Source organism: Allorhizobium ampelinum S4 (genome assembly GCF_000016285.1).
GTDB lineage: Bacteria > Pseudomonadota > Alphaproteobacteria > Rhizobiales > Rhizobiaceae > Allorhizobium > Allorhizobium ampelinum.
Window position 1 is genome coordinate 3,018,927 of sequence record NC_011989.1, and the last position, 25,642, is coordinate 3,044,568.

At 58.0% G+C, this 25,642-nt stretch carries 21 protein-coding genes, 1 other RNA gene and 1 pseudogene; 15 read left to right on the forward strand and 8 right to left on the reverse strand.

Going from position 1 to position 25,642, the window contains the following annotated elements; all coding sequences use genetic code 11:
* Positions 1-776: 776 nt before the first annotated feature.
* The 4 genes from AVI_RS14390 to tkt form a co-directional block, all read right to left on the reverse strand.
* Positions 777-2,375 carry a hypothetical protein gene (locus AVI_RS14390; protein WP_015917031.1) on the reverse strand — a complete coding sequence of 533 codons (1,599 nt, stop codon included), beginning with the start codon at positions 2,373-2,375 and terminating at the stop codon, positions 777-779.
* A 246-nt stretch (positions 2,376-2,621) separates the two neighbouring features.
* The gene (locus tag AVI_RS14395) at positions 2,622-3,065 is read right to left on the reverse strand and encodes a hypothetical protein (RefSeq protein WP_015917032.1); all 444 of its coding nucleotides are present in this window, start codon (positions 3,063-3,065) and stop codon (positions 2,622-2,624) included.
* A 729-nt stretch (positions 3,066-3,794) separates the two neighbouring features.
* The gene (gene gap, locus AVI_RS14400) at positions 3,795-4,802 is read right to left on the reverse strand and encodes a type I glyceraldehyde-3-phosphate dehydrogenase (RefSeq protein ID WP_015917033.1); all 1,008 of its coding nucleotides are present in this window, start codon (positions 4,800-4,802) and stop codon (positions 3,795-3,797) included.
* Between the two features lie 198 nt (positions 4,803-5,000).
* Positions 5,001-6,977, reverse strand: coding sequence for a transketolase (tkt, locus tag AVI_RS14405; protein ID WP_015917034.1), 1,977 nt, complete (start codon positions 6,975-6,977; stop codon positions 5,001-5,003).
* Between the two features lie 450 nt (positions 6,978-7,427).
* On the opposite strand from tkt, the gene AVI_RS14410 reads away from it, so the two are divergent.
* The 4 genes from AVI_RS14410 (at position 7,428) to AVI_RS14420 (ending at position 9,083) form a co-directional block, all read left to right on the forward strand.
* On the forward strand, positions 7,428-7,697 hold the full coding sequence (locus tag AVI_RS14410) for a DUF4164 domain-containing protein (RefSeq protein ID WP_015917035.1): 270 nt from the start codon (positions 7,428-7,430) through the stop codon (positions 7,695-7,697).
* Positions 7,698-7,733: 36 nt separating this feature from the next.
* Positions 7,734-8,099, forward strand: coding sequence for a cell division protein ZapA (locus AVI_RS14415; protein ID WP_015917036.1), 366 nt, complete (start codon positions 7,734-7,736; stop codon positions 8,097-8,099).
* A gap of 64 nt (positions 8,100-8,163) precedes the next feature.
* Positions 8,164-8,321: non-coding RNA, 6S RNA (gene ssrS, locus AVI_RS29670), on the forward strand.
* Positions 8,322-8,444: 123 nt separating this feature from the next.
* Complete coding sequence (locus AVI_RS14420; protein WP_015917037.1) at positions 8,445-9,083, forward strand: FMN-binding negative transcriptional regulator; 639 nt, start codon at positions 8,445-8,447, stop codon at positions 9,081-9,083.
* A gap of 137 nt (positions 9,084-9,220) precedes the next feature.
* On the opposite strand, the gene AVI_RS14425 is transcribed toward AVI_RS14420, so the two are convergent.
* Complete coding sequence (locus AVI_RS14425; RefSeq protein ID WP_015917038.1) at positions 9,221-11,263, reverse strand: methyl-accepting chemotaxis protein; 2,043 nt, start codon at positions 11,261-11,263, stop codon at positions 9,221-9,223.
* A 311-nt stretch (positions 11,264-11,574) separates the two neighbouring features.
* On the opposite strand from AVI_RS14425, the gene AVI_RS14430 reads away from it, so the two are divergent.
* From AVI_RS14430 to AVI_RS14460, 7 genes and pseudogenes are all read left to right on the forward strand, one after another.
* On the forward strand, positions 11,575-12,153 hold the full coding sequence (locus AVI_RS14430) for a 5-formyltetrahydrofolate cyclo-ligase (protein WP_015917039.1): 579 nt from the start codon (positions 11,575-11,577) through the stop codon (positions 12,151-12,153).
* Positions 12,154-12,166: 13 nt separating this feature from the next.
* Positions 12,167-12,991: a TIGR00282 family metallophosphoesterase gene (locus tag AVI_RS14435; protein WP_015917040.1), complete on the forward strand. Its 825-nt coding sequence runs from the start codon at positions 12,167-12,169 to the stop codon at positions 12,989-12,991.
* 119 nt (positions 12,992-13,110) lie between these two features.
* The gene (locus AVI_RS14440) at positions 13,111-14,313 is read left to right on the forward strand and encodes a phosphoglycerate kinase (RefSeq protein ID WP_015917041.1); all 1,203 of its coding nucleotides are present in this window, start codon (positions 13,111-13,113) and stop codon (positions 14,311-14,313) included.
* A 184-nt stretch (positions 14,314-14,497) separates the two neighbouring features.
* On the forward strand, positions 14,498-15,523 hold the full coding sequence (locus AVI_RS14445) for a class I fructose-bisphosphate aldolase (protein WP_015917042.1): 1,026 nt from the start codon (positions 14,498-14,500) through the stop codon (positions 15,521-15,523).
* A 160-nt stretch (positions 15,524-15,683) separates the two neighbouring features.
* Positions 15,684-16,601, forward strand: a pseudogene (locus AVI_RS14450) (PhzF family phenazine biosynthesis protein).
* 41 nt (positions 16,602-16,642) lie between these two features.
* Positions 16,643-17,800, forward strand: coding sequence for an HPP family protein (locus AVI_RS14455; RefSeq protein ID WP_041698196.1), 1,158 nt, complete (start codon positions 16,643-16,645; stop codon positions 17,798-17,800).
* Between the two features lie 204 nt (positions 17,801-18,004).
* The gene (locus AVI_RS14460) at positions 18,005-18,331 is read left to right on the forward strand and encodes a hypothetical protein (RefSeq protein ID WP_015917044.1); all 327 of its coding nucleotides are present in this window, start codon (positions 18,005-18,007) and stop codon (positions 18,329-18,331) included.
* A gap of 119 nt (positions 18,332-18,450) precedes the next feature.
* On the opposite strand, the gene AVI_RS31145 is transcribed toward AVI_RS14460, so the two are convergent.
* Positions 18,451-18,606: a hypothetical protein gene (locus AVI_RS31145; protein WP_015917045.1), complete on the reverse strand. Its 156-nt coding sequence runs from the start codon at positions 18,604-18,606 to the stop codon at positions 18,451-18,453.
* Positions 18,607-18,893: 287 nt separating this feature from the next.
* Here AVI_RS31145 and AVI_RS14465 point away from each other — a divergent pair, with 287 nt between their 5' ends.
* From AVI_RS14465 to rcdA, 3 genes are all read left to right on the forward strand, one after another.
* Positions 18,894-20,177, forward strand: a complete 1,284-nt coding sequence (locus AVI_RS14465; protein WP_015917046.1) for an MFS transporter — start codon at positions 18,894-18,896, stop codon at positions 20,175-20,177.
* A gap of 3 nt (positions 20,178-20,180) precedes the next feature.
* The gene (locus tag AVI_RS14470; RefSeq protein WP_015917047.1) at positions 20,181-20,375 is read left to right on the forward strand and encodes a DUF1192 domain-containing protein; all 195 of its coding nucleotides are present in this window, start codon (positions 20,181-20,183) and stop codon (positions 20,373-20,375) included.
* Between the two features lie 408 nt (positions 20,376-20,783).
* The gene (rcdA, locus tag AVI_RS14475) at positions 20,784-21,299 is read left to right on the forward strand and encodes a protease adaptor protein RcdA (protein WP_015917048.1); all 516 of its coding nucleotides are present in this window, start codon (positions 20,784-20,786) and stop codon (positions 21,297-21,299) included.
* Between the two features lie 197 nt (positions 21,300-21,496).
* Here rcdA and rpmE read toward each other — a convergent pair whose 3' ends face one another.
* The gene (gene rpmE, locus AVI_RS14480) at positions 21,497-21,718 is read right to left on the reverse strand and encodes a 50S ribosomal protein L31 (protein WP_015917049.1); all 222 of its coding nucleotides are present in this window, start codon (positions 21,716-21,718) and stop codon (positions 21,497-21,499) included.
* Positions 21,719-21,884: 166 nt separating this feature from the next.
* Here rpmE and AVI_RS14485 point away from each other — a divergent pair, with 166 nt between their 5' ends.
* The gene (locus tag AVI_RS14485) at positions 21,885-23,711 is read left to right on the forward strand and encodes an ABC transporter transmembrane domain-containing protein (RefSeq protein ID WP_015917050.1); all 1,827 of its coding nucleotides are present in this window, start codon (positions 21,885-21,887) and stop codon (positions 23,709-23,711) included.
* Between the two features lie 4 nt (positions 23,712-23,715).
* Here the strand turns inward: AVI_RS14485 and AVI_RS14490 are convergent, their stop codons facing one another.
* Positions 23,716-25,374 (reverse strand): FAD-binding dehydrogenase, encoded by a 1,659-nt coding sequence (locus AVI_RS14490; protein WP_015917051.1) that lies wholly within the window; start codon positions 25,372-25,374, stop codon positions 23,716-23,718.
* Positions 25,375-25,642: the final 268 nt, after the last annotated feature.

Genomic DNA, 25,642 nt, shown 5'->3' on the forward strand with positions numbered 1-25,642 from the left:
CAGACGGTCGAGACAGACGGAGCGGGAGGCAATGGCGGCAGAATCGCCTTGAATTTCCTCGGTAATACTATTGATCAGACTGGGGCGAAATTACAAAACGAATTATGGCGATACCGGGGAAAATGGCGGGCGGGGCGTGGTGGACGACACAAACGCTTTCGTGTGCCGCATACCCCCCTCTGTCCTGCCGGACATCTCCCCCTCAAGGAGGGAGATCGGACAGATGTAACCGCCCGTTTCAACGGATAAGTTGCGATTTCCGATATCTTCGAAGGGTCATGCGACATGGCAAGCCAACCCCTTGCCAATCTCCCCCCATGAGGGGGAGATGCCTGGCAAGGCAGAGGGGGGTAAGCCACGCATAAAAATCTTTGCGGTTTGTATTGTGCGGGTGGGATGGCACTGCGGAGTGGCCGCTTTGTGCTTCATTGCACAAATACGGTATTTACTCATTAAATCCACCCCCGCTCCGAACGCCCATACGAACTTCACATTCCTCCAAAGTTGCCGAGCTACGGACGGAGGGTCGGCGTAAGTAGCCGGTTTATGAGGGCTGAAAGTAAAGCTGACTGGCTCTTACCCCGCAACGCTCTGCCTACGAACTCTTCTAAAGACTTCTTTTGATACCCAAGCAGCTTTGCAGCCTCCGCTAGCAATCCTTTTTTGTCATAGTGGCGCAAAATTGTCTCGTACGGGATATCGCCGTGATGAATTGTGATAATAAACACCTATCATTGGGCAGTTCGCAGATCTGGAACGGCCAAATCTCCCAGACATTAGGAGCACGAGGTGAGATCCGACTGCACATCACCTTCTTCATAGAGGGAGCGTAATATCCTGAGTTTACTGCGATTCAACCTTGTGACCTTTTCTGTGAAATGCTCGTAACTTGCAACTACCGGTTCTTGAAGCAATTCAATCGTTGCACTTTGGGGCTCAATTTTACCGTTGGCCTGTGCGTCTCTTCCGGCCTTTGCAAATGAGACCGACATGGGCACCGCCAAACCAAATACTCGCCCATCACCGATTTGCAACGCTGTAATGTAGATCCCATCCTGATCTTCTGGCTCGACCAGCGAATTCTCTAGAGAAAAGGTCGCCATCATATCTCCTTGAAGATACTGCCACGTCTCGTCTATCGTTTCACGCTGTTCGAAGAGAACGTCAAGCTTTATGGGTATGTCGGGAGCGCGGGCAAATGTGAGTATGTCAAGATATCGACGGATTAGGTTTATTATACCCATTCGAGACGGCATCTGCTCGTTTGTGACGGAGGCTTTCATCAAAGACCTTCCGTCGAGCAAAGTGACAGAGATATTTAAGGAGCCGCTTCCAAAAATCTCGGATACTAGAAGACCGTTCAGCCATTCTTTAGCGGTATGCTGCTCAGAAGAAGAAATATTCTCGGTATATTTACAATTTTTTTTGTCATTTAACGCAATTGTTACGCGTCCCATAGGCCATGCAAAAACAACCTTTTTACCTCCGTTGAAGAAGATGTCCTTTGGTGGAAGGTACACGTCCGCATCAACGGAAACGCGTTCATCAGCATTAGAGAATTCGACTGCCGCCTTACAAGCCGGCTCTGGGGTTACCGTCAATTTGCCTGGCGGAACGTGCAAGGCAAGCGGCAGGTCAATCTCAAATCTGCGCTCCGTAATCGTAATACTCACACCCTCAAGCGAAGCAAGCCCAAGGAAGGTGTCTGCAAGACTTAGCGAATCAGCATGCTGAAAGCTGAGTTTTCCCAGAACTCTGACCTCGTTGAAGCCTAGTTCTTCGATTTGCCGCGATTTCTCATCAGCATAGCTCTTCATCCCGCTATCGACCAATGCCTTCAGCCTCACGTTCAAAGCAGGTCCTGAGTAGTCGATCCGGTTGCCTACATCTGAAGTAAAATTTATGTTTTGCTTGTTAAGAGCCTTTGGCGAACCGGTTGCAAGTCTCAATCTTTTGAGAACCCGACCCAATACTTCATCTTTTATATGAATAAGATGCATAGAAACGAACTTGTCGGTCGAATCGATTTTCAAAACACAAATCACCGCAGGCCTAAGGTCACGCGCCAGTCTTTCCGCAACTGAAAGACTTACACTCACCGTTTTCTTGTGCGAGCGGATTGTCTTGACTTGAACGGCAAATTGGAGGGGCGCTGGACGGCAGTCAAAAGACTGTCCTTTTTCAAGGGCTGGAGGTGCAAACTCGACAATAAAGTCTTTCCCCGTACGGTCCGGCTCCACTTTGGAGCAACTGAGTTTTGCACGCTCACAAAGACTTACAAATTCAGCTTCACCCAGCCTTCCGATTCGGTCATTGTCTAAACCTTCATCCACACTCTGAGCGGACCCTCTTTTCTTATTATTGACTGTTATCATAGCGTAGCTTTTCCGACCGCAAGAAAAGGACTGGTGAACAGATTTTTCACTACTACAGAGTGTATTACAAAGCCAATAAAATGGGTTATGTCACGTTAGAATTCGCTACAAATTACTGAATTTAAAAATAAACCGGAGCCTCCGTCTCCAAATAGATCGTGGCCGCTTTAGCGTTTGGACATAAGTCAAACTACTTCACATCACGCATCCTCACTTCCATCGCAGGCAGCGACACCCAAGCTCAACTCAATCCCCCACCTCCCGCTCTCCTCCCCCCTCCTCCCTCAAAAACCGCCGCACCCTAGCCAGCGCATCAGCCGGGTCGGATTTGCGGTGGTATTCTTCCAGGATGATCTGTTCGATCTTTTGCCGGGTTTCCAAACTTCCCCGCGCCGGTTCGTCCGGGGGCATCAGCCTGCGGCGGGCTTCTTCCAGGCGGTGTTGAAGGTCGGTGGTGGCTTCGAGGATGGTGTTGTCGATGCTGGCTGGTGGGTCATCCGGCTGCGGTTCCAGCAGGTCGAAGGTGACCGGGCGTGGCGGGTCTCGCCGCAGCGCCAGCCGGTAGCGCAGCAGCAGGGCCAGCACGCCCATTGCGAAAACCGGTGGCATGAGGATGGCTATCGCCTTCACCCAATCGGCCATGGATTGCCATGTATCGAAAGCATCGGCCCAGACATTATAATCGGCCATTGTCCATTCCTCCCGCACTTGTGAGACAAGCGATCACCGGAGGATTTTGACCTCTGGTGATCGGGGAGTTCGAAAGCCGCAAAGAGACGACTGCCTTGGCCTTTAAGCCGAAGCTCTGGACATGCACCAAGGCCTCCCCGACCATAGAAGGATGGAGAGTGGACCGTATAGACATAGTCCACCGCCTCAGCCACAAACCTATGGCTGAGGGGTGTCATTTAACGACCGACACTGGCCGCTCTCTGAGGAGTTTCGATACTCCAGGTCCAGCGCGTTACAACTGGTCCCGCAACTGGTTTAGCGTATAACGGGTGGAGAGGGGAAGCGGATTTTTTGGACTCGTATTTCAGGTCCAAACCGAGTCACAGTCAAAAACATTTTAGCTCTGCGTGCTTGGCTCCCCCTCACCCCGCCTCCGCTATGCTCGGCGGACTGACCGGGGCAGAGCCACGGGTCTCTGCCCGTCCTTCGGACCCCCGCTGGGGCGAGGAGAGAAGCCCACGCTGCGACTCTTTCCCTCTTCTCCCCAGCGGGGAGAAGGTGCCGGCAGGCGGATGAGGGGGCGGCGGAGCCGAAACCCGCGTTCTCGTCGAAATCAACCGCACGGGCTCTATAACCGAGGCGTTTAGAGTCTGCCGATGCTGGCCGCCCCATTTTAGCCCAAGCAAACAAAAAAGCGGACCGGTTTCCCGGTCCGCTTCTATCATATCGTCCAGGCAGCGAAGCTGCTTAGATCAGCTTGCCCATGGCGACGGCGGTGTCGGCCATGCGGTTGGAGAAGCCCCATTCGTTGTCGTACCAGGACAGGATGCGCACCAGCTTGCCGCCGTCCATGACCTTGGTCTGGTCGCCGGAGAAGGTCGAGGAATGGCTGTCGTGGTTGAAGTCGATGGAAACCAGCGGCTCTTCGGTATAGCCGAGAATGCCCTTCAACTCGCCTTCCGACGCTGCCTTGATGGCGGCGTTGATTTCTTCCTTGGTGACCGTGCGACCGGGGATGAACTTCAGGTCAACAACCGAGACGTTCGGGGTCGGAACGCGGATGGCCGAACCGTCCAGCTTGCCCTTCAGTTCCGGCAGAACCAGGCCGACGGCCTTGGCGGCACCGGTCGAGGTCGGGATCATCGACAGCGCAGCAGCGCGGGCGCGGTGCAGGTCCTTGTGCATCGTATCCAGCGTCGGCTGGTCGCCGGTGTAGGAATGGATGGTCGTCATGTAGCCGCTTTCGATGCCGACAAGCTTTTGCAGCACGTAGGCAACCGGTGCCAGGCAATTGGTGGTGCAGGAGGCGTTGGAAACGACCAGGTCGTCCTTGGTCAGCGTGTTGTGGTTGACGCCGAAAACGATGGTCTTGTCGGCACCATCAGCAGGCGCCGAAACCAGCACGCGCTTCGAGCCATTGGCCAGGTGCAGCGATGCCTTTTCCTTGGCGGTGAAAATGCCAGTGCATTCCAGCGCGATATCGACATTGCTCCAGGGCAGGTCCTTGGGATCGCGAACCGCGGTCACCTTGATCGGCGCGCGGCCGTCGATGATGATGCTGTCGCCTTCAACCTTGACGGTCGAGGGGAAACGGCCATGGACGCTATCATAGCGCAGCAGATGCGCATTGGTTTCGACCGGGCCAAGATCGTTGATGGCCACGACCTCAATGTCGGTCCGGCCGGATTCGATGATACCGCGCAGCACATTGCGGCCGATACGGCCAAAGCCGTTAATGGCAACTTTCACAGTCATTGCATAACTCCCGCTTCTCGGATGGCTCCGGGCTGCTGGGTGGCCCCCGGAACGGTGATGGTCTGGAACGGCGCGACGATGGCCAAGCGGTTCTCGCCTTGGGCAGCCCCAGGCATTGGGTAAAGGCACTCATGTGGTCAAGGCGTTCAGTCAAGCCCGAAGAGAAGCGGGCCCGCCAGACCCGCTCTTGAACCCTCTTCAGGAAAGCTTGGCTTCAGCCGCTTCGACAATCGCTTCAACAGTGATGCCGAAATGCTTGTACAATTCCTTGTAGGGGCCGGAAGCACCGAAGGACTTCATGCCGATAAAGGTGCCGTGCGAGCCGATGATCTCATCCCAGCCCTGACGGATCGCCGCTTCAACGCCGATCTTCACCGGAGCCGTGCCGATCACCGCGTTGCGGTATTCCTCTGGCTGCTCAAAGAACAGTTCAAAGCACGGCACGGAAACGACGCGGGCAGCAATGCCCTTGGCGGCGAGCGCCGCGCGGGCCTGGATCGCCAGTTCGACTTCCGAGCCGGTGGCAAAGATCGACACCTTGGCATCGTCAGCGCCGAGCAGCTCATAGCCGCCCTTGGCCGACAGATTTTCCGCCGAATATTCGGTGCGGGCCGCGATCAGGTTCTGACGGGTCAGCGCAATGCCGGACGGACGATCCGTATGGGTCAAGGCGATCTGCCAGCATTCCGCCACTTCCGTGGCATCGGCTGGGCGGAACATCATCAGGTTGGGGATGGCGCGCAAGGCTGCCATCTGCTCGACCGGCTGGTGGGTCGGGCCGTCTTCGCCAAGACCGATGGAATCATGGGTCAGGACGTGAATGACGCGAATGCCCATCAAGGAGGCCAGACGGATCGACGGACGGCAATAATCCGAGAAGATCAGGAAGCCGCCGGAATACGGAATGAGACCGCCATGCAGGGCGATGCCGTTCATCGCCGCCGCCATGCCATGCTCACGAATGCCCCAATGCACGTAACGGCCCGAGAAATCGGTCGGCGTGATCGACGCAGTCTGGCTGGTCTTGGTATTGTTGGAACCGGTCAGGTCGGCAGAACCACCGAGCGTCTCGATCACCACGCCATTGATGACTTCCAGCGCATCCTCGGAGGATTTGCGGGTGGCAAGGGTTGGCTTGGTCTCGGCCAGCTTCTTCTTATAGGCGTCGATGGCAGCATCGAAACCTTCCGGCAGCTTGCCAGCGAAGCGGCGGGTAAACTCGGCCTTGTGATCGGAGCCTTCCAGACCCTTTTCCCATTCGGCACGTGTCGCGGCACCACGCGCACCGGCTTCGCGCCAGGCGTCCAGCACGTCGGCGGGTACGTGAAACGCCTCGTCAGCCCAGCCCAACGCCTTGCGGGTGGCGGCAATTTCGTCGGCACCGAGCGGCGAGCCGTGCACCTTATGGGTGCCAGCCTTGTTGGGAGAACCGAAGCCGATCACCGTCTTGCAGGCGATCATCGTTGGCTTTTCGGACAGCTGGGCGGCGGACAGTGCAGCCGAAATCGCTTCCGGGTCGTGACCGTCAACAGCCATGGTGTTCCAGCCCGAAGCGCGGAACCGGCCATGCTGGTCGGTGCTGTCGGCCAGCGAAATCGCGCCGTCAATGGAAATGCCGTTATCGTCCCAGAGCACGATCAGCTTGTTGAGCTTCAGATGGCCGGCCAGCGAAATCGCTTCCTGGCTGATGCCTTCCATCAGGCAGCCATCGCCAACGATGGCATAGGTGTGGTGATGCATGAGCTCGCTGCCGAATTCGGACGCCAGCTTCTTTTCAGCAATTGCCATGCCGACGGCATTGGCAACACCCTGGCCGAGCGGGCCGGTTGTCGTCTCGATGCCCGAGAGATGGCCATATTCCGGATGGCCTGCGGTTTTCGATCCGAGCTGGCGGAAATTCCTGATGTCGTCGATGCTGATGTCTTCATAGCCGGTCAGGTAAAGGACCGAATAGAGCAGCATAGAGCCGTGGCCAGCCGACAGCACAAAACGGTCGCGATTGGCCCATTTCGGCGCCTTGGGATCGAAATTCAAAAAGCGGGTAAACAGCACCGTCGCGACATCGGCCATGCCCATCGGCATGCCGGGATGGCCGGAATTGGCCTTTTCGACCGCATCCATGGACAGAAATCGGATCGCATTGGCCATCCGGTTGTGCTTTTCGGGAGAAATCATGACTGTTCCGCCTGTTCCGGGTCTCGATGGACGAACGCCGTTCGGGCGAACGTCAGAAAGTGGGTGATCCTTAACATCTAGGACGGGCAAGTCAATAAATTGAGGCCGCGTGATTGCGTGGAAGGCATATTTTCGGTTTTTGCCTTAATATTGATCATTGTCTCGTATTGATGCGCGCCATGGACGGCGGCGGGTCTACTCGTCCACAAGCATGACACAGTGAAAAGCTGGGGTTTGTTGACGCCAGCTACAGGCAATGACTAATGTCGCATGAGAACTATAGGGGCCAAGGGGTCGATTCGGCTTGCCTTTTGGAGTTTGTCAGGGAAAAATGAAGCCGGTTTTCCGAAACGACAAAGACGAGCACGAATATCTGGGACGACCAAGAACATCTGGAGGCTTTCCGGTTCGAACAGAGCCTGAAAACTTCATAAGCCGGGGCAAAGAGACATGGCGACGGATAAAGCGGAAGCCGCGCTCGGCGCATTGAAACAGGCCATTTCCGGCCTGGAAAATGCCATAGACATGCGACTGGAACTGCAACGCGCCAATGGCGAGGTGGAGCAGGAGGTGAAGCGCGTCCATATCGACCGCGCCCGCCTTGCCCAGGAACTTGACCAATCGCAATTTCGCGCCAACCGGCTGGAAGAGGTCAATCGCGAAGTCTCGCGCCGCCTGGTCACCGCAATGGAAACCATCAGGGCCGTACTGGACCGCTAGGCCAGCCTCGCCTCACTCAGGGATCATTCGACAGACATGGCACAAGTCACGGTCACCATCGATGGAAAAGCCTATCGCATGGCCTGCGAGGAAGGGCAGGAAAACCACCTGACCGATCTGGCCAGCCAGTTCGACCGTTATGTCAGCCATCTCAAAAGCCAGTTTGGCGAAATCGGCGACCTGCGCGTCACCGTGATGGCGGGCATCATGGTGATGGACGAATTGTCCGAGTTGAAACGCCGGATTGCCGCCGCCGAAGCCACCTCCGCTGGCGCCATTGGCCGCGAAGACGACATCCTCGCCGCCATCATGGAATTGACGGAACGCCTCAACGGCCTGACCCGCAAACTGACCGAAAAGCCACAGGCTGCGGCCAGCCCGACGGAAAACCAGCACCACTGAAATAAACATGGCTGCAACCGCCAGCACCACTGGCGCAAGGGCCGGAAAGCGCCTATATCTGTCATGCGGTCTGCGCCTCTCGACAGGAACACACAATCCCTGGGGCCATACCCGATCTTGAGGGAGCTGTCCCTGTTCGGACCCGTGGGTTCGGACATACGGCGCCCACCTACTTTGTAGGCTCCCAGGATCGCAAAAATCCATCGGTTGCGTGGACCGCACTTTTCCCTTCTATCAGTTTCAGACGGTTTTGGCGCAGCTACCGCTTCGTTCAAAGCGGCTTGCTTTCAAAGCGGCGGTTGCGGCACAATGCACGGTATTGCTGCATAATTCCCGGAAACAGCCATGTACCAACCACCTCATTTTCGCCAGACCGACCACGAAGCGCTTTGCCAGTTCATCATGGCACAGCCGTTTGGCCTGCTGATCTCCTCTGGAAGCGGCGGATTGATCGCCAATCCCCTGCCCTTCTTCCTCTTGCGCGGTAACGACACGCAGCCGGACCGGCTGCTGGCGCATATGGCGCGGGCCAATCCGCAATGGCAGGCCATCGATGCGGGAGACGAGGTTCTCGTCGCCTTCATGGGCTCTGACCATTACATCTCCCCCAATTGGTATCCCAGCAAACAGGAAACCGGCAAAGTCGTGCCAACCTGGAATTACCAGACCGTGCAGGTCAGAGGCATGGCAAAAGCACATCAGGACCCAGCCTGGCTGCTGGCGCAGGTCCGCCTGCTGACCGATCAGATGGAAGCCTCCGGTCCTCGCCCCTGGGCCGTCGATGATGCACCTGACAATTTCGTCGCAGCCCAGATGCGCGGCATCGTTGGGGTCGAAGTGCAGATTTCTCATCTCGAGGGCAAGCTGAAGGCCAGCCAGAACCGGACAGACATCGACCGGCAAGGCGTGCTGGATGGACTTGGCGGGCAAGCAACACCCCAGGCCAACGCCATGGCCGCGCTGATGCGACGTGCCAAGAGCTGAGCCAAAAAGGGAATAACGTGGTTTGAGACCCTAGAGCAGCTTGGTTGAATCTGAACCTCACTGGTCCAAGACTTTAAGCGAAAGAAATATCGAGGCAGCTTCCATCCTGTCGAAACGATAGAAGCTGCCGCTACTGCTTAAAACTCTTCCCAATTGTTGCCGCCGGAGGCGCTGGAGGCCGCAGCGGCAGATGAGCCACCAGTGAAGGCGCTGGCCAGCTTGCCCATCATCGAGCGCGCCGGAGAACCGACAGGGCGGGAGCTGGGCTGGGCAGGTTTGATGCGCGATGCGGCCAAAGGCTTGGCGGCAGGCGCCCGTGACGCAGGGGCTGGCTGATGGTTTGGCGCCCAGGATGCGGCCTCACCCGGCACCTTGAACTCGGCAATCAGGCTGACCAATGTGGTGGCGCTTTCGGCGAGCTTGTGGGTGACGGCGGTGGTTTCTTCCACCATGGCGGCGTTTTTCTGGGTGAACTGGTCCATATGGTTGACGGAGGTGTTGATCTCCTGCAAGCCGGTGCTCTGTTCGCGCGAAGACGTCGCAATCTCGGCAATCAGGCCATTGATCATCGATACCTGTTGGGAAATCGCTCCAAGCGCATCGCCGGTTTCGCGCACCAGCCTGACGCCACCAGCCACTTCCGTCCCCGACTTGCTGATCAACGCCTTGATATCCTTGGCGGCATTGGCGGAGCGCTGCGCCAGTTCGCGCACTTCCTGAGCAACCACGGCAAAGCCCTTGCCCGCCTCTCCGGCCCGTGCTGCTTCGACACCGGCATTGAGCGCGAGAAGATTGGTCTGGAAAGCGATTTCATCGATGACATTGATGATCTTGGAAATCTCGCTCGAGGCCTGTTCGATCCGGCCCATGGCCGACACCGCATCCGCCACCACCTTGGACGAGCCTTCTGTGCTGACCTGAGCATCGGAGGCGAGAGCCGCGGCCTGTTGAGCACGGTCGGCGGCGCTGCGCACTGTGCCGGTGACCTGTTCCAGCGCTGCCGAGGTCTCTTCCAGAGAGGCTGCCTGCTGCTCGGTGCGGCTGGCCAGCGCGCCTGCGGCGCTGCGCATTTCATTACCGCTGGCCTCGACCGACATCGCCTCGTTGCGCAAACGGGCGAAGGCCAGGCTGAGATTGTTGACCGAATTGTTGAAATCGACCCGGAGCGGTTCAAGTTCAGGAATAAACGACTGGTCGATCCGCGTCGTCAGGTCGCCACTGCTCAGGCGGTTCATGGCAACCGCCAGCATATCGGCACAGTTTCGGATATTGGCGGCATCCGCATCCTTCTCAGCCTCACGCTCGGCCCGTTCCCGGTCGTTGCGCGCCCGCGTTTCGTTTGCGTCCTGTTCCAGTTGCAGCTTCTTAAGCGCATCTTCGCGGAAAACTTCCAGCGCCCGGGCCAGAGCACCGATCTCGTTGCGCAAGCTCTGATGGGGAACTTCAACATCGGTCCGGCCATCGGCAAGACTGGAGGCCGCCGCTGTCAGTTCCGGAATCGGGCGCATGGTCTTGCGGGTGATGAACACCATCAGCAGGAGGGAAACCAGCAAGGCGATACCCGCCGTAATCGCCACGGCTTGCGCCATCTGATCGCTGATACCGGCAATTTCGGCAACACGCACACCGGCGTAGAGAATGCCGATCACAGAACCGGAAGAATTGATGATCGGCTTGTAGATTGTATAGTAATCCGTGCCGAGAATGGCGGCCTGACCACGATACGTCTCACCCTTGACGAGGGCCGAATAGACGGCACCCGTTGGATCGAGCGGCGTGCCGACGGCGCGCTGGCCATCCGGCTTGATGATATTGGTTGTGCGGCGAATATAACCCTTGGTCGCTTCATCCAGGGTAAACAGCGTCGCCGTCTGGCCCGTCATCCGGCCAATGGAATCGATCGTGTCATGATTGGCAAATTGCGCCGGCAGCGTCTGCGCCGAAATGCGTTCAACATTGCCATCCCGACCCCAGCTGACCTTCACACCAGGCACATCGCGCTCCAGCAACGTGGCCGCGACCCGCAGGCTGCTGTTCTGGCTGTCGATGGCCTGCTGCGTCACGCGCTCATGAACCTGCCGCGAAATCGTCCAGGCAACAGCGCCCAGAGATACAACCAATATCAGGGTCGTCACCACAGTGATCGTCCCGACCAGCCCGAAACGGGATAGAAATTTCATTGCCAAACCCTCAAATATTTATGGCCCCTTGAGCCTAAAATATTTGACGAGTGTTAAGGCAAGATTGTCACAAACCTTTCTCCAGCCCTTCACCGCCAAGGCCTCTACGTCCCATTCCAAGGGAAATAGCACCAATGCGGGACGCTTGCAGCGCGCATCTATCGGCACAAAAGTGCAATTCTTTGATTATACAACAACATAAATACAAAACTAAATTACTTATAACTAAAACACAAATTGTTCCATCGTGACCTGCTCTTGCAAAACAAAGAGCGATTATGGTTAAACAACTGCCAACAAAGAGAGAACACATGCCCTTGGACAGTACAAAAAACCATTTGCGCCAACAAAGCCTTGCCCGTCGGGACGCTATTCCTGCTCACATTCGCGCCGATCATTCGGCCGCAATTGCCCATCACGGCGCCAGCGCCATCGAGATTGCCCCAAGCGCCATGATTTCCGGCTTCCTGCCGATCCGCTCCGAAGTAGACACGCAACCGTTAATGGAGATGTTGCGCCAGCGCGGTGCCGATCTCTGCCTGCCCGTGGTTCTGGACCGCCAGACCATCTGCTTCCGGCAATGGCACAGCCAGGAACCGCTGATCGATACCGGTTTTGGCACACGCGGTCCCGGCCCCGATGCGCCGGTGGTCGATCCACAGGTCCTGCTGATTCCGCTGGCCGCCTTCGACCGGCATGGCAACCGGATCGGCTATGGAGCAGGCCATTACGACCGGGCGATTGCCCGTTTGCATCAGAAAGGCCTTGATCCGCTTCTGATCGGCATTGCATTTGACTGTCAGGAAGTGGCAGATGTGCCTTTCGAACCCCATGACGTCGCTTTGCATGCCATTTTGACGGAAAGTGGATACAAGAACTTCAAGACCTGACTGGATTTAAGGAATGCGGCTGCTTTTTCTGGGCGACATGGTTGGCAAGACAGGCCGCACGGCGGTTTGGGAAAAGCTGCCCGGCCTGGTCTCCGACCTGAAACTGGATTTCGTCATCGTCAATGGCGAAAATGCCGCTGGCGGCTTCGGGATTACCGAGGATATTTTCCTCGAAACCATCAATGCCGGCGCCGATGTCGTCACCACGGGCAACCACGTCTGGGACCAGAAGGAAGCGATCACCTTTTCAGGCCGCCACGACCAGTTCCTGCGCCCGGCCAATTATCCGGCGGGGACACCCGGCAAAGGGTCGGGTCTCTATTATGCCCGCAACGGTGCGCGCGTGCTGGTCGCCAATATCATGGGCCGGGTCTTCATGCATCCAGAGCTGGACGATCCGTTCAAATCGGCGGAAACCATTCTGGCCGCCTGCCCCCTGAAGGAACAGGCCGACGCCATCATCTTCGATTTTCATGCCGAGGCCACCAGCGAAAAGCAGTGTTTCGGCCATTTCGTCGATGGCCGCGCCAGTTTCGTGGTCGGCACCCACACCCATGTGCCAACCGCCGACCATCAGATTCTCAATGGCGGCACCGCCTATATGTCGGATGCGGGCATGTGCGGCGACTATGATTCGTCGCTCGGCATGGAAAAGGAAGAGCCGCTCAACCGTTTCATTTCGAAAATGCCCAAGGGCCGGTTCGAAGCCGCCCACGGCCCGGCGACGATCTGCGGCGTCGGCGTCGAGATTTCCGACAGTACAGGCCTTGCCGAAAAGATCGCCCCTTTGCGCATCGGCCCGCGCCTCACGGAGACCATACCCGCTTTCTGGGCTTGAAGCCTTCGGCTTCATATCCTGATTGCGCCGGGCAACAGCCCGATCAATCTTGCCTCTTGCCGAGACCGGTGTAAGGTCCCGCGCAACACCGTAACGACAGTCAACACGGGAAACTCACCATGCCTGCTTTCAAGACACTTGACGATCTCACCGATATCGCCGGCAAGCGCGTACTGTTGCGCGTCGACCTGAACGTGCCCGTCTCCGGCGGCAAGGTGACGGATGCGACCCGCATCGAGCGCGTCGCCCCGACCATCAAGGAACTGTCGGCCAAGGGCGCCAAGGTTATCCTGCTGGCCCATTTCGGTCGTCCCAAGGGCGAGCCGGTTGCCGATATGTCGCTGTCCCAGATCATTTCCGCCGTCGAGGAAGTGCTGGACCAGGCGGTCGCGTTTGGCGAAGACTGCGTTGGAGAGCCGGCCGAAAGGGCCGTTGCCGCCCTGAACAATGGCGATATCCTGCTTCTGGAAAATACCCGCTTCCACAAGGGCGAGGAAAAGAACGATGCCGACTTTACCGCAGAACTCGCCAAGAACGGCGACATCTATGTCAATGATGCCTTTTCCGCTGCCCACCGCGCCCACGCCTCCACGGAAGGGCTCGCCCATATTCTGCCTGCCTATGCAGGACGCACCATGCAGGCCGAGTTGGAAGCGCTGGAAAAGGGCCTCGGCAAGCCGACCCATCCGGTGGTCGCCATTGTCGGCGGCGCCAAGGTTTCCTCCAAGATCGACCTGCTGATGAACCTGGTCAAGAAGGTCGATGCGCTTGTCATTGGCGGTGGCATGGCCAATACATTCATCGCCGCCCAGGGGATCGATGTCGGAAAATCGCTGTGCGAACACGATCTGGCTGCGACCGCCAAGCAGATCATGATCGAAGCGGAAACGGCTGGCTGCACCATCGTGCTGCCGGTCGACGGCGTCGTCGCTCGCGAGTTCAAGGCCAATGCCGCCAATGAGACCGTCAGCGTCTCAGCCATTCCAGCCGACGCGATGATGCTGGATGTCGGTCCGAAATCGGTAGCGGTCGTCAATGACTGGATCACCAAGGCGGCAACGCTGGTCTGGAACGGCCCGCTCGGCGCTTTTGAAATCCCTCCCTTTGATACCGCCACCGTCTCTGCCGCAAAACATGCCGCAGAGCGCAGCAAGGCTGGCAAACTGGTGTCGGTGGCGGGCGGCGGCGACACTGTCTCGGCGCTCAATCATGCTGGCGTTGTCGATGACTTTTCCTATGTCTCGACCGCAGGCGGCGCTTTCCTGGAGTGGATGGAAGGCAAGGAACTGCCCGGTGTCGCCGTATTGACCCGTCCAGCTTAACAACCTGCGAAAAAATTCAGGTGCGGCACGGAACAAATGCCGCACCTGAATTTCTTTTAAAAAAGATTGAATTTTAAAACGATTGAAGTGATTTCAATCGTTTCAATGACTTAACGCCCCATTTTCCTCCCGAACAACATCTGTTACGCGATATCTAGTGGTAACGTTTTTGGGAGCATAGGACATGAGTGAGAGACTTGAAGACATCGCCGTCAAGATGATGGCCGATGGCAAGGGCCTTCTGGCAGCGGACGAGTCCACGTCCACCATCAAGAAGCGTTTCGACACGATTGGCCTCGAATCGACCGAAACCAGCCGCCGCGACTACCGCGAAATGCTGTTTCGCTCCGACGAGGCGATGAAAAAATACATTTCCGGCGTCATTCTTTATGAAGAGACCCTGTTTCAGAAAGCAGCCGACGGCACGCCTTTCGTTGATATCATCAAGGCCGCAGGCTCCATCCCCGGCATCAAGGTTGATACCGGTGCCAAGCCAATGGCCGGTTTCCCCGGCGAAACCTTGACGGAAGGCCTGGACGGTCTGCGTGAGCGTCTCGCCACCTATTACAAGGCCGGTGCCCGCTTTGCCAAATGGCGCGGCGTTATCGCCATTGCCAATGGCCTGCCAACCTGGGGCTCGATCAAGGCCAATAGCCAGGCGCTCGCCTATTACGCCGCCCTGTGCCAGGAAGCAGGCATCGTGCCGATCGTTGAGCCGGAAGTGCTGATGGATGGCGCTCCGGGCACCCACGACATTGCCAAATGCGCAGAAGTGACGGAATGGGTGCTGCGCACCGTGTTCCAGGATCTCTATGATGCCCGTGTCAATCTCGAAGGCATGATCCTGAAGCCCAACATGATCATCGACGGCAAGAATGCCCGCAAGGCCTCCGTCGAGGAAGTCGCAGCAGCAACCGTCAAGGTGCTGAAGGCGACGGTTCCTTCCTCCGTTCCCGGCATCGCCTTCCTGTCCGGCGGCCAGAGCACAGAGGAAGCAACCGCCCATCTCTCAGCGATGAATGCCGGTTACGACATGCCCTGGACCCTGACCTATTCCTATGGCCGCGCCCTTCAGGATAGCGCTATTAAAACGTGGGGCGGACGCAGCGAAAATGTTGCCGCTGGTCAGCGTGCCTTCACCCACCGCGCCCGCATGAACAGCCTGGCCGCGACTGGCACCTGGAAACAGGACCTGGAAAAGGCCGCTTGAGGTCAAGCATCGAACGCATTTGATCCTGCATCTTGAAGCCCCGCCGCACCCGGCGGGGCTTTTTCTTGTCACCCTGACAGGATTTCATCTTCATTTCGGCGACGCCACTGCTATCGAGATCACGGTTGTTCATTACGTATCACCTACAAGGAGGCCAGCCATGATCTCCATTCCTTTCATCACGCTTGACGTCTTTACCGTTGAGCGGTTTCGCGGCAATCCTCTGGCGGTCATTCTCGATGGGCGCGGGCTGTCGGATGCGACGATGCAGGCCATTGCCGCCGAATTCGGCTATTCTGAAACCACCTTCGTCCTGCCTCCGGCAGACGCGGCCAATACCGCGCAGGTGCGAATTTTCACTCCTGTCATGGAAATACCTTTTGCCGGTCATCCCAATGTTGGCACAGCCATCGCCCTTGCCGGACAATCAACCTTGTTCGGCCAATCCCTTGGCGACGATCTGCGCTTTGAGGAAAAAGCTGGCCTCGTCGCCGTTCAGCTGAGCCGCGATGACAATGGTCTAGTGAACGCCCGCATCCGTGCGCCCCAGCCTCTTTTCGTCAGCGGCCCGGTGGCAACAGCCGATCTGGCCGCCGCCATGTACTTGGCTGAGAGTGACATTCAAACCGCAAACCATGCGCCAGCCTTTATTTCCGTCGGATTGACGTTCATCGCAGCGGAGTTGACCGATCTCGCCGCCCTTGGCCGCAGCAAGCCTGATCTTGCCGCTCTCGCCCGTCTGGTCGAAATCCATGCCGACCAGGAAACGGATGGCGCAACCTTCCTCTAGTGCCGAATGTCGGAAAACCATATCCGCGCCCGGATGTTTTCGCCTTTCGACAATGTTGCGGAAGATCCGGCGACCGGCAGCGCCTCAGCGGCACTTGCCGCCTATCTGGCGCAGCAGGCACCGGAAGCGGATCTTGACCAGACGCTGGTCATCGAACAGGGTGTTGAAATGGGTCGCCGCAGCTTGATAACAGTCACCGTCCAGAAAGCGGGCGGCAACGTCATCCGAACCGAGATTTCAGGACACGCTGTCACCGTCATGCAAGGCACGCTCAGCATCGACAGTTGATCCACGCCATACAGAACGGAAAACCAGCAATGCACTCAGGTCTGCGGGACGCATGGAAGCATCTGATCCCCGACGTGACGCCGATCAGTTCTTCAGAACAGGCCCGCTCCGCCCTCGGCGCGGCGCTGGGCATTCTGGTGACTGGCGTCATCAGTGCCTTTTTGCTGGGATATTTTTTGCCGGAGCAAGCTGCAAGCCTGCCGGTGCTGATCGCGCCGATGGGAGCCTCCGCCGTGCTGCTGTTTGCTGTCCCCACCAGTCCGCTTGCCCAACCCTGGTCAATCCTGGGCGGCAATCTTTGCGCGGCACTGATTGGTGTAACCGTGGCGCAATGGGTGCCGGATCTGCTGCTTGCCAGCGCGCTGGCCATTGGCGGTGCGATTGCCGCGATGATTGCGTTGCGCTGCCTGCATCCGCCAAGCGGCGCCATCGCGCTGACTGCCGTGCTCGGCGGTCCGGGCATTCATGCGCTCGGCTATGGCTTCGTGCTCTGGCCGGTGGCTTGCAACTCCCTGCTGCTTCTGGCCAGCGCGCTGCTCTATAACCGGCTTGCGGGCCGCCGTTATCCGCATCGCGCCAAGCCTGCTTTGCCGCAAACGCCCGGCATTGCTGATACCGCAGGCTTCCAGCGTCGCGATCTCGATGACGTCCTGAAGGATTACGATGCCTTTCTCGACATCGACCGCGACGATCTGGAGGATATCCTGCGCCGCACCGAGCTGCGTGCCTATCGCCGTCGCAGCAGCCATACGACCTGCGGCGCGGTGATGATTGCGGGCGTTGCCGCCCTCTCCCCGGATACGACGCTGAGCGAGGCGCTGCACCGCCTGCGCCAAAGCCGCGTCAAGGCGTTGCCGGTGACCGCCGAAGACGCCACCATTCTCGGCATCGTCACCCAGACTGACCTGATGGACAAGGCAAGCTGGTCACGGGGCAGGCCGATGATCGGTCTTGGCCGACGGCTGGCGCTGGCCTTGCAAGGCGCCTCTGCGCCAAACGGCACGGTCAAGGACATCATGACCACACCAGTGCGCACCGTCACGCCAGATGCACCGCTATCTGAAGCCATCGTCACCTTCGCCGAAGCGGCCCTGCATCATTTGCCTGTCATCAACGCCCAGGCAAAGCTGATCGGCATGATCGCCCAAACGGATGTCTTGATGGCCATGGTGCAGGCGTCGAACCAAAAAGCAAGATAGGAAAAATCCTTGAGAAGAACGCTTCGTATCAGGCCAGCAGCACATTACAGCGCCGTGCGCCATATATGGTGCACGGCGCTGTAATGCTTTATATTTTTGCATAATTTTCTCTTTAAACCGATTCCGGTTTAAAGAATTATGCAATAAGGCCATAAAAATTCGTTTCCATTCGCTTATGGGCGGTCCTGCTTTGGAGGAGAGGCGATGCTTTTTGTGATGGCGATCATGTTGGCTGCGGCACAAACGCCAGACTTCCCTGCACCACCAACCCCCTGCGCGCAAGCCAAGGCGACCGATACCGCGCCAGCAGATCAACTCGAATTGCTGGACCAATTTAGAGCTCATCTTGCCAAGGCCGATCTGGAACGATTGGACCAGGCGCTTCCACGCAGCAGCAATGGTGGGATTGCCCAATGCGATGCTGTCGAGGGAAGTCGCGCATCATGCGAGGTGACGGCCTATATGCCCGCAATTGAAAACACTGGACTTATGGCTCAATTTCTCGACTTCCTCTGCCCCAAGAAATTCTGAATGCAGTCATCCACCATAGTTGGTACACGGCGCTGTCGGCAGCGTACAAATTTGCAGCGGTTTTACGATAAACCACAGACCTCAAGCATGAAAAGCAATCCTAAAGCTCGCGCCACAGCTTAAGGCCGCACCAGCAGCGTGACGGTCCAGATGATAAAGGCCAGTACGGCAAGCTTCCAGAAGTCGCTGCGCTTTCGAAGGAATGGCAAGCCGAGCGGCCGGATCAGTTGCACGGCCATCGCCAGGATCAGAAAGGCCGATATTGCCTTGTTCATGTCTTTGGTCGCTACCTCTACGAAGCCAACGCATTTTAGCAGGAATGAAGCGCTTGTCCTCGGTCATACTGATATCACCGGGCAAAGGGAAGCAGGCTTTGCTTGGCCATCATCTGGCGGTTTGCGCCATACCCCGTAAATAGCTGGAAAATCACCTGCTGTAACGTCGCAGTAACAACAGTTTGACATATTTCATAAATCGACCCCATTCCGGGGAATAATGGCCCCACGCATTCCGCGCCCTGCCACGCTTGGCCTTCGCCTCGACCCGTTCCGAAGTGATTTGCATGACCCGAAATCTGTTTCCCGTCCTCTCCCTCCTGCTTGGCACGCTGTTCCTGTTCCTCGGCAATGGTCTGCACGGACTGCTTCTGCCGGTGCGCGGCTCGTTTGAAGGCTATTCCAATGAAGTGCTCGGCCTGCTCGGTACATCCTGGGCGGCGGGCTTTGTGCTTGGTTGTTTCATTGCACCCAAGCTGGTGATGCGGGTCGGCCATGTCCGAGCATTTTCCTGCTTCATCGCGATCATCGCCATCATTTCGCTGATCACCGGCCTGGTCGTCGAACAATATTCGTGGGTCGCCCTGCGAACGCTGACCGGCTTTTGCACCGCTGGCACCTCGATGATCATCGAAAGCTGGCTGAATGAGAGGGCCAGCAATGAGAGCCGTGGCTCGATCTTTTCCTTCTACATTTCCGTCACCCTGTTCGGGGTGGTCGGCGGCCAGATGATGGTGGCCTTCGGCAATATCCACACGCCAACGCTGTTCATGATCTGCGGCATTCTCTATTGCCTGGCCATGCTGCCCACCACCATGTCCAACGCCGCCTCACCTCAACCGTTGAAATCCGTCAAGCTGGATCTGCCAAAACTCTATCGAAATTCGCCCGTGTCCTTTGTCGGTATTCTGCTGATCGGCATCGCCAATGGTGCCTATGGAACCTTGGTGGCGGTGTTCGGGGCCCGCGTCGGCCTGCCGGATGTGATGATCGCCAGCATGTTGAGCGTCACGATCTTTGCCGGTGCTGCCGCCCAGTTTCCGGCTGGCCGTCTGTCCGACCATACGGATCGGCGTTATGTTCTGGCTGGCATTGGCTCGGTCGCCCTGGTGGCGGCCCTGCTGCTTCTGGTGCTGCGACCGCAGACCGCCGTTTTCCTGATCCCGCTTGTGGCGCTTTATGGGGCCGCAGCCAATTCGCTCTATCCGATTGCGGTCGCCCACGCCAATGACTTTGCCGATAGTGGCGATTTCGTCAAAGTGTCCGGCGGGTTGCTGCTGCTGTTTGGTATCGGTACGATTATCGGCCCGACCATCGGCGGCCCTGTCATGACATGGTTCGGTCCCTATGCATTGTTTGGGGTCACCGCCACCGCCCATGCTTTGCTGGTTGCCTATGCGATTTTCCGCAGCCGGTTACGCCCGACCCTCACCTCCGAGGAAAAGGAGAATTTTTCCACAGGCCATGGCCCTGTCTCGACCATGATGGCCACCCCGCAATCGGCAACACTTGACCCAAGAGCTGAACGCATGGACATCAGTGGTGAAGAGCCAGCAAACAAGGAGGCATAAGCGATGATGGAAGACCCGGACCGGCCGCGCAAACCACCGGAACACGAGATCGGCTGCGACCTTTCTCTCCTGTCGGCAAGCGAATTGGAGACGCGAATCACTTTGCTAAAACAGGAAATCGCCCGTCTCGAAACGGAAAAATCCAGCAAGATGGCGGGAAAAGCGGCAGCTGAATCGCTGTTTCGCCCTTTAAAGTAGCAGGCTATGGTTCAAAATATTACAGCTGCGCAGAATGGTAAAGATCGGGCCGGGAACCCTCGCATGCGGCGGCAAGCAACGCCGTTTTGATCTATCGCGATGCAGTATTAACGCAATATTAAGCATTTTATGAGAATGTATAACCTGTCCGGTTCTTCTGGATTCAGACAGTTTCACCAAATGGCGATTTGGTCTGATTTTTCTCCCTGTTTTACCTTGAGAGCCGCTTTTGCGGCTCTTTTTTTATGCGTTTCGACTTTACCTAAAACTGTGGGAATTAACCCTTTCTTAAGAAACGACTTGCGCATTTGGGGTATTGGTAGCATCGTTCACCCATGGAATTGGCGCTGGACTTCGTTAACCGCCGCGCTACGTCAATAAGTGATGCGTAAGACAGGGAAAATGTCGATGTCGGAACTTGGATTGAATACGGTCAGCTTTGCCGGGCGCGCTGCTTCGTCGTCGCAGTTCAAGGCGACCTATGCAGAAGGCATGGGGCTGGTCGAAGAAACCGCCGCATATCTCGACGGCCCCGGCCGTTCGGCTGCAAAGGTTCTGCCCCGCATGGCCTCCGTGCTCTATGCAGCTGAATCCATGCGCCTGACCACACGCCTGATGCAGATGGCCTCCTGGCTTCTTTTGCAGCGCGCGGTCAATAATGGCGAAATGTCGCGCGACCAGGTGATTTCCGAAAAGAGCAAGGTCCGTCTTGATGGCTTCAACGTCGACCGCAATGCGCCAGGCTGGAACGATCTGCCGGAATCCTTCCGCGACCTGATCGAACGCTCGCTGCGCCTGCAAAACCGGATTGCCCTGCTTGACCGCGAAATCTATCGCCCGAATGACACATCCATCGTGCCGGACAATGAGAACAGCGTCCAGGCCCAGTTGAACCTGCTGCGCACGGCCTTCAACGCCAATTGATGTTTTTTCAATAATCAGGTCACAGGCATCCGGACGGCGCTGCATGTTGACATCGGATTTCTAAACCCGGCTCTGCCCAGCAGTGCCGGGTTTTTCGCGTAAAATCCGATGTGCCAAAAAGGCGCTGAAAATCAGCCCAAACCAAAAAGGCCCGGTCACAAGACCGGGCCTTTTTGGAAAGACATACAAGCGATGACTTAGAGGCCGAGGCCGCCGAAACGCTTGTTGAACTTGGAGAGACGGCCGCCGCGGTCCATGAGCTGCTGGTTGCCGCCGGTCCAGGCCGGGTGCGACTTGGAGTCGATGTCGAGGTTCATGACCTGACCTTCAGTGCCCCAGGTCGAAAATGTTTCGTACTCGGTGCCATCGGTCATGACGACCTTGATCTTGTGGTATTCGGGATGAATGTTAGCCTTCATGACGGTCTTCCTGATGTGCCGGGGGGTCTATTTGCCGCAATTGCGTCAGCCGACCCAATTCAATACATGAAGCCGGAGACTGGTAATGTCGCGGGCTTCCCAATTTGATGGGCTGCCTATACATGAAGGTCGCAGGGATAACAAGGCCCCCAGCGCATAAGCTGGGATGGCAGGGGCGGAGTACGGATCAGTGTCGGAAAACCAAGAACGCCAGGCAAAATCGAGCCGTAGTCTGAAGCCTCTCGCCAGGCTTAACCCTTACCTGATGCGGTATCGCGGCATGGCATTGGCCGCCTTGGTGTTTCTGGCTCTGGCTGCCGTGACCACGCTGGCGCTACCGCTGGCCGTGCGCCGGATGATCGACCACGGCATGGCCTCTGCCGATGCCGGCTTCATCAACAAGTATTTTGCCATGCTGATCGTTCTGGCGCTGATCATGGCCGCTTCCAGCGCGCTGCGCTATTATTATGTCATCACCATTGGCGAGCGGATCGTCTCGGACATCAGGCGCGAAGTGTTCGATCATGTCAGCCGCCTGTCGCCTGCGTTTTTCGACGTCAACCAATCCGGCGAAATTGTCTCGCGGCTGACAGCCGATGCCACCCAGATCAAATCCGCCGTTGGCGCCAGCGCTTCTGTGGCATTGCGCAACATCATCATGTGTTTTGGCGCCATGGGCATGATGATCTATACCAGCCCGAAACTGTCGGTCATGGTGCTGGCTGCCATTCCCGTTATCGTCTTTCCGCTGATTGCCTTTGGCCGCTCCGTGCGGCGCCGCTCCCGCCTTGCCCAGGACAGGCTAGCGGAGGCCGCAGCCTTTGCAGGCGAGAGTATTGGGGCTGCCCGTACCGTCCAGGCCTTTAATGGCGAAGCCGCCGCCAGCGCCCGCTACGGCGCTGCCGTCGAACAGGCTTTCCAGGCCGCCCGTATCGCCACCCGCTCGCGCGCCATCCTGACCGGGGTAGCCATCACGCTGGTGTTCGGCAGCATTGTCGGCGTGCTCTGGTATGGCGCCCAAAGCGTGCTGGCCGGAACGCTGTCAGCGGGAACCCTGGGCCAGTTCCTGCTCTATTCCGTCATCGCCGCCTCATCGCTTGGCCAATTGTCTGAGGTCTGGGGTGAATTGATGCAGGCGGGTGGGGCCGCCGAACGGCTGACGGAACTGCTGGCCGAGGTCTCTGCCGTGCAATCGCCTGATCATCCAAAGCCCTTGCCCACCCCCGCGCGTGGCGAAGTGTGGTTTGAGAATGTCGAGTTTTCTTATCCCAGCCGCCCGGGACGCTCTGCCGTCAAAGGCCTCAGCTTTGCCGTCGATGCCGGGGAAACCGTGGCGATCGTCGGACCATCAGGCGCAGGTAAAAGCACGATCTTCTCGCTGATCCTGCGCTTCTACGACCCGACAAGCGGGCGCATCTGTCTTGATGGAAGTGATCTGCGCGATGTGTCAACGGAGGCACTGCGCGGCAGCATTGCCATCGTACCCCAGGACGTGACGATCTTTTCTGGCACGATCCACGATAATATTGCCTTCAGCTGCCCCGATGCCAGCCGCGAGGCCGTCATCAAAGCGGCTCGCGCCGCCCAGGCCACGGAATTCATCGACCGGCTGGAGCGTGGCTATGACACTGAAGTGGGTGAACGCGGTATCACGCTTTCAGGCGGCCAGCGTCAACGCATCGCCATTGCCCGCGCTATCCTGAAGGATGCGCCGGTGCTGCTGCTGGACGAGGCCACCTCGGCGCTGGATGCCGAAAGCGAGACCCTGGTTCAAAAAGCCCTGGACGAGCTGATGAAATCGCGCACCACCATCGTCATCGCCCATCGGCTGGCCACCGTGCTAAAGGCGGACCGGATTCTTGTCATCGACGATGGCAAGGTGGTGGAACAGGGCACCCACCAAAGCCTGATCCAGCAGGGCGGCATCTATGCCCGGCTGGCCCGGCTGCAATTCCAGAGCGGAGCGCAGGATTTCCTGGCAGAAGCGAAGTAACCCATCAGGACGGGCTGGCCGCGACAACATTGCGGCCCGCCACCCGGCCGGAAAACAGGCAGCCGCCGAGAAACGTGCCTTCCAGCGCATTATAGCCGTGCATTCCGCCACCGCCAAAGCCTGAGACCTCGCCTGCCGCATAAAGGCCCGGCACCGGCTCGCCGGACATTTCCAGCACCCGGCCCTCAAGGTCGGTTTGCAAGCCACCCAGCGTCTTGCGGGTCAGGATATGCAGGCGCACGGCGATCAGTGGCCCCTTGGCAGGATCGAGCAGCCGATGTGGTGACGCGGTGCGCATCAGTTTATCGCCAAGATAGTGCCGCGCCCCACGAATGGCGGTGATTTGCGCATCCTTGCTGAAGGTGTTGCTGATCTCCCGGTCCCGCGCCTCAATCTGGCGGCGGAGATGAGCCGGGTCCAACCGGCTCTCACCACTGATCGCATTCATCTTGGCCACCAGCTCCTCCAGATCGGTGCTGACGGCAAAATCCTCGCCCCGTTCCATGAAGGCCAGGACCGGACCGGTCGGGCGCTTGCCGAGCCGTTTCAGCAGAAGGCGGATATTGCGACCGGTCAGATCCGGGTTTTGCTCCGAGCCCGACAGCGCGAATTCCTTCTTGATGATCGCCTCGGTCAGGATGAACCAGCTGTAATCGCTGCCGCGCTCGCGCAGGATTTTCAGCGTACCAAGCGTATCGAACCCCGGCATGGCAGGCGATGGCAGCCGATTGCCATCCGCATCGCACCAGAAGGAGGATGGGCCGGGCAGGATACGAATGCCATGATCCGGCCAGATCGGGTCGTGATTCTTCACACCCTCGGTATAATGCCACATGCGGTCGCGGTTGATGACACTGCCGCCCGCCTGTTCGGTAATGGCAATCATCCGCCCATCGACATGGGCAGGTACGCCGCAAACCATCGTAGCTGGCGGCTGACCCAGCCGGTCCACCGGCCAGTTCTGCCGCACCAGTTGATGGTTGCCGCCAATGCCGCCGGATGCGACGATGACGGCCTGGGCGGAATAGGTGAAATCGCCAAGCGGCTCACGGTTGCTCTTTTCGCCCCGCAAAACGACATCATTGGCCAGCACTGTGCCGGACACGCCCGTCACCCGCCCATCCTGGCGCTCCAGCGCATCGACCTGATGGCGAAAGCGGAAGGTGATGCGCCCGGCCTCGGCCAGCGTCTTTGCCAGGTTGAGAAACGGTTCCAGCACGCCTGGCCCTGTCCCCCAGGTCACATGAAAGCGCGGCACCGAATTTCCATGGCCATCGGCAAGCTGACCGCCGCGCTCCGCCCAGCCGACCACCGGAAACCAGCGCATGCCCAGCTGATGCAGCCATGCCCGTTTCTCGCCCGCGGCAAAGTGCAGATAGGCCTGCGCCCAACGCCGCGGCCAATGATCCTCTGGCCGGTCGAAACCCGCCGAGCCAAACCAGTCCTGCTCGGCCAAGGCCAAGCTGTCACGCACCCGCATCAAGCGTTGCTCGGGACTGTCGATGAAAAACAAGCCGCCCAGCGACCAGAAAGCCTGCCCGCCCAGGTTCTGCTCCCCCTCCTGATCGACAACACAGACCGTCAGCCCCCGCCCCGCCGCCTCGGTTGCCGCAACCAGCCCCGCCAGCCCTGCGCCAACCACGATCACGTCGAACTCGTTCATCACGCCCTCCCAAGCACATTTCGCTGCCATTCTCTCCTCGGCAGAAAAATTTACTTACTTTTACGCGAACGTCAAAATAGAGCAAGCGTGAGGGAGGTTGTGCTCTTCGTACAATTTTCCCGTCTCACCCCACCTCAAGGGGGGAGATTGATATATGAAAACCACTTACCCTACAGAAACCGTTTTATTTCCAGCATATTGAGTCGCTAAAAAGATGTGCGGCCAGTGCTTCCTGCCGATCTCCCCCCATGAGGGGGAGATGCCTGGC

Coding starts and splice junctions, on each gene's coding strand:
- AVI_RS14435 (WP_015917040.1), top strand. CDS start 12,167: ATGCGGCTGCTTTTTCTGGGCGACATGGTTGGCAAGACAGGCCGCACG.
- AVI_RS31145 (WP_015917045.1), bottom strand. CDS start 18,606: ATGAACAAGGCAATATCGGCCTTTCTGATCCTGGCGATGGCCGTGCAA.
- AVI_RS14485 (WP_015917050.1), top strand. CDS start 21,885: ATGGCAGGGGCGGAGTACGGATCAGTGTCGGAAAACCAAGAACGCCAG.
- AVI_RS14410 (WP_015917035.1), top strand. CDS start 7,428: ATGGCGACGGATAAAGCGGAAGCCGCGCTCGGCGCATTGAAACAGGCC.
- AVI_RS14395 (WP_015917032.1), bottom strand. CDS start 3,065: ATGGCCGATTATAATGTCTGGGCCGATGCTTTCGATACATGGCAATCC.
- gap (WP_015917033.1), bottom strand. CDS start 4,802: ATGACTGTGAAAGTTGCCATTAACGGCTTTGGCCGTATCGGCCGCAAT.
- AVI_RS14415 (WP_015917036.1), top strand. CDS start 7,734: ATGGCACAAGTCACGGTCACCATCGATGGAAAAGCCTATCGCATGGCC.
- AVI_RS14465 (WP_015917046.1), top strand. CDS start 18,894: ATGACCCGAAATCTGTTTCCCGTCCTCTCCCTCCTGCTTGGCACGCTG.
- AVI_RS14440 (WP_015917041.1), top strand. CDS start 13,111: ATGCCTGCTTTCAAGACACTTGACGATCTCACCGATATCGCCGGCAAG.
- AVI_RS14425 (WP_015917038.1), bottom strand. CDS start 11,263: ATGAAATTTCTATCCCGTTTCGGGCTGGTCGGGACGATCACTGTGGTG.
- AVI_RS14460 (WP_015917044.1), top strand. CDS start 18,005: ATGCTTTTTGTGATGGCGATCATGTTGGCTGCGGCACAAACGCCAGAC.
- rpmE (WP_015917049.1), bottom strand. CDS start 21,718: ATGAAGGCTAACATTCATCCCGAATACCACAAGATCAAGGTCGTCATG.
- rcdA (WP_015917048.1), top strand. CDS start 20,784: ATGTCGGAACTTGGATTGAATACGGTCAGCTTTGCCGGGCGCGCTGCT.
- AVI_RS14420 (WP_015917037.1), top strand. CDS start 8,445: ATGTACCAACCACCTCATTTTCGCCAGACCGACCACGAAGCGCTTTGC.
- AVI_RS14490 (WP_015917051.1), bottom strand. CDS start 25,374: ATGAACGAGTTCGACGTGATCGTGGTTGGCGCAGGGCTGGCGGGGCTG.
- AVI_RS14445 (WP_015917042.1), top strand. CDS start 14,498: ATGAGTGAGAGACTTGAAGACATCGCCGTCAAGATGATGGCCGATGGC.
- AVI_RS14390 (WP_015917031.1), bottom strand. CDS start 2,375: ATGATAACAGTCAATAATAAGAAAAGAGGGTCCGCTCAGAGTGTGGAT.
- AVI_RS14470 (WP_015917047.1), top strand. CDS start 20,181: ATGATGGAAGACCCGGACCGGCCGCGCAAACCACCGGAACACGAGATC.
- tkt (WP_015917034.1), bottom strand. CDS start 6,977: ATGATTTCTCCCGAAAAGCACAACCGGATGGCCAATGCGATCCGATTT.
- AVI_RS14430 (WP_015917039.1), top strand. CDS start 11,575: ATGCCCTTGGACAGTACAAAAAACCATTTGCGCCAACAAAGCCTTGCC.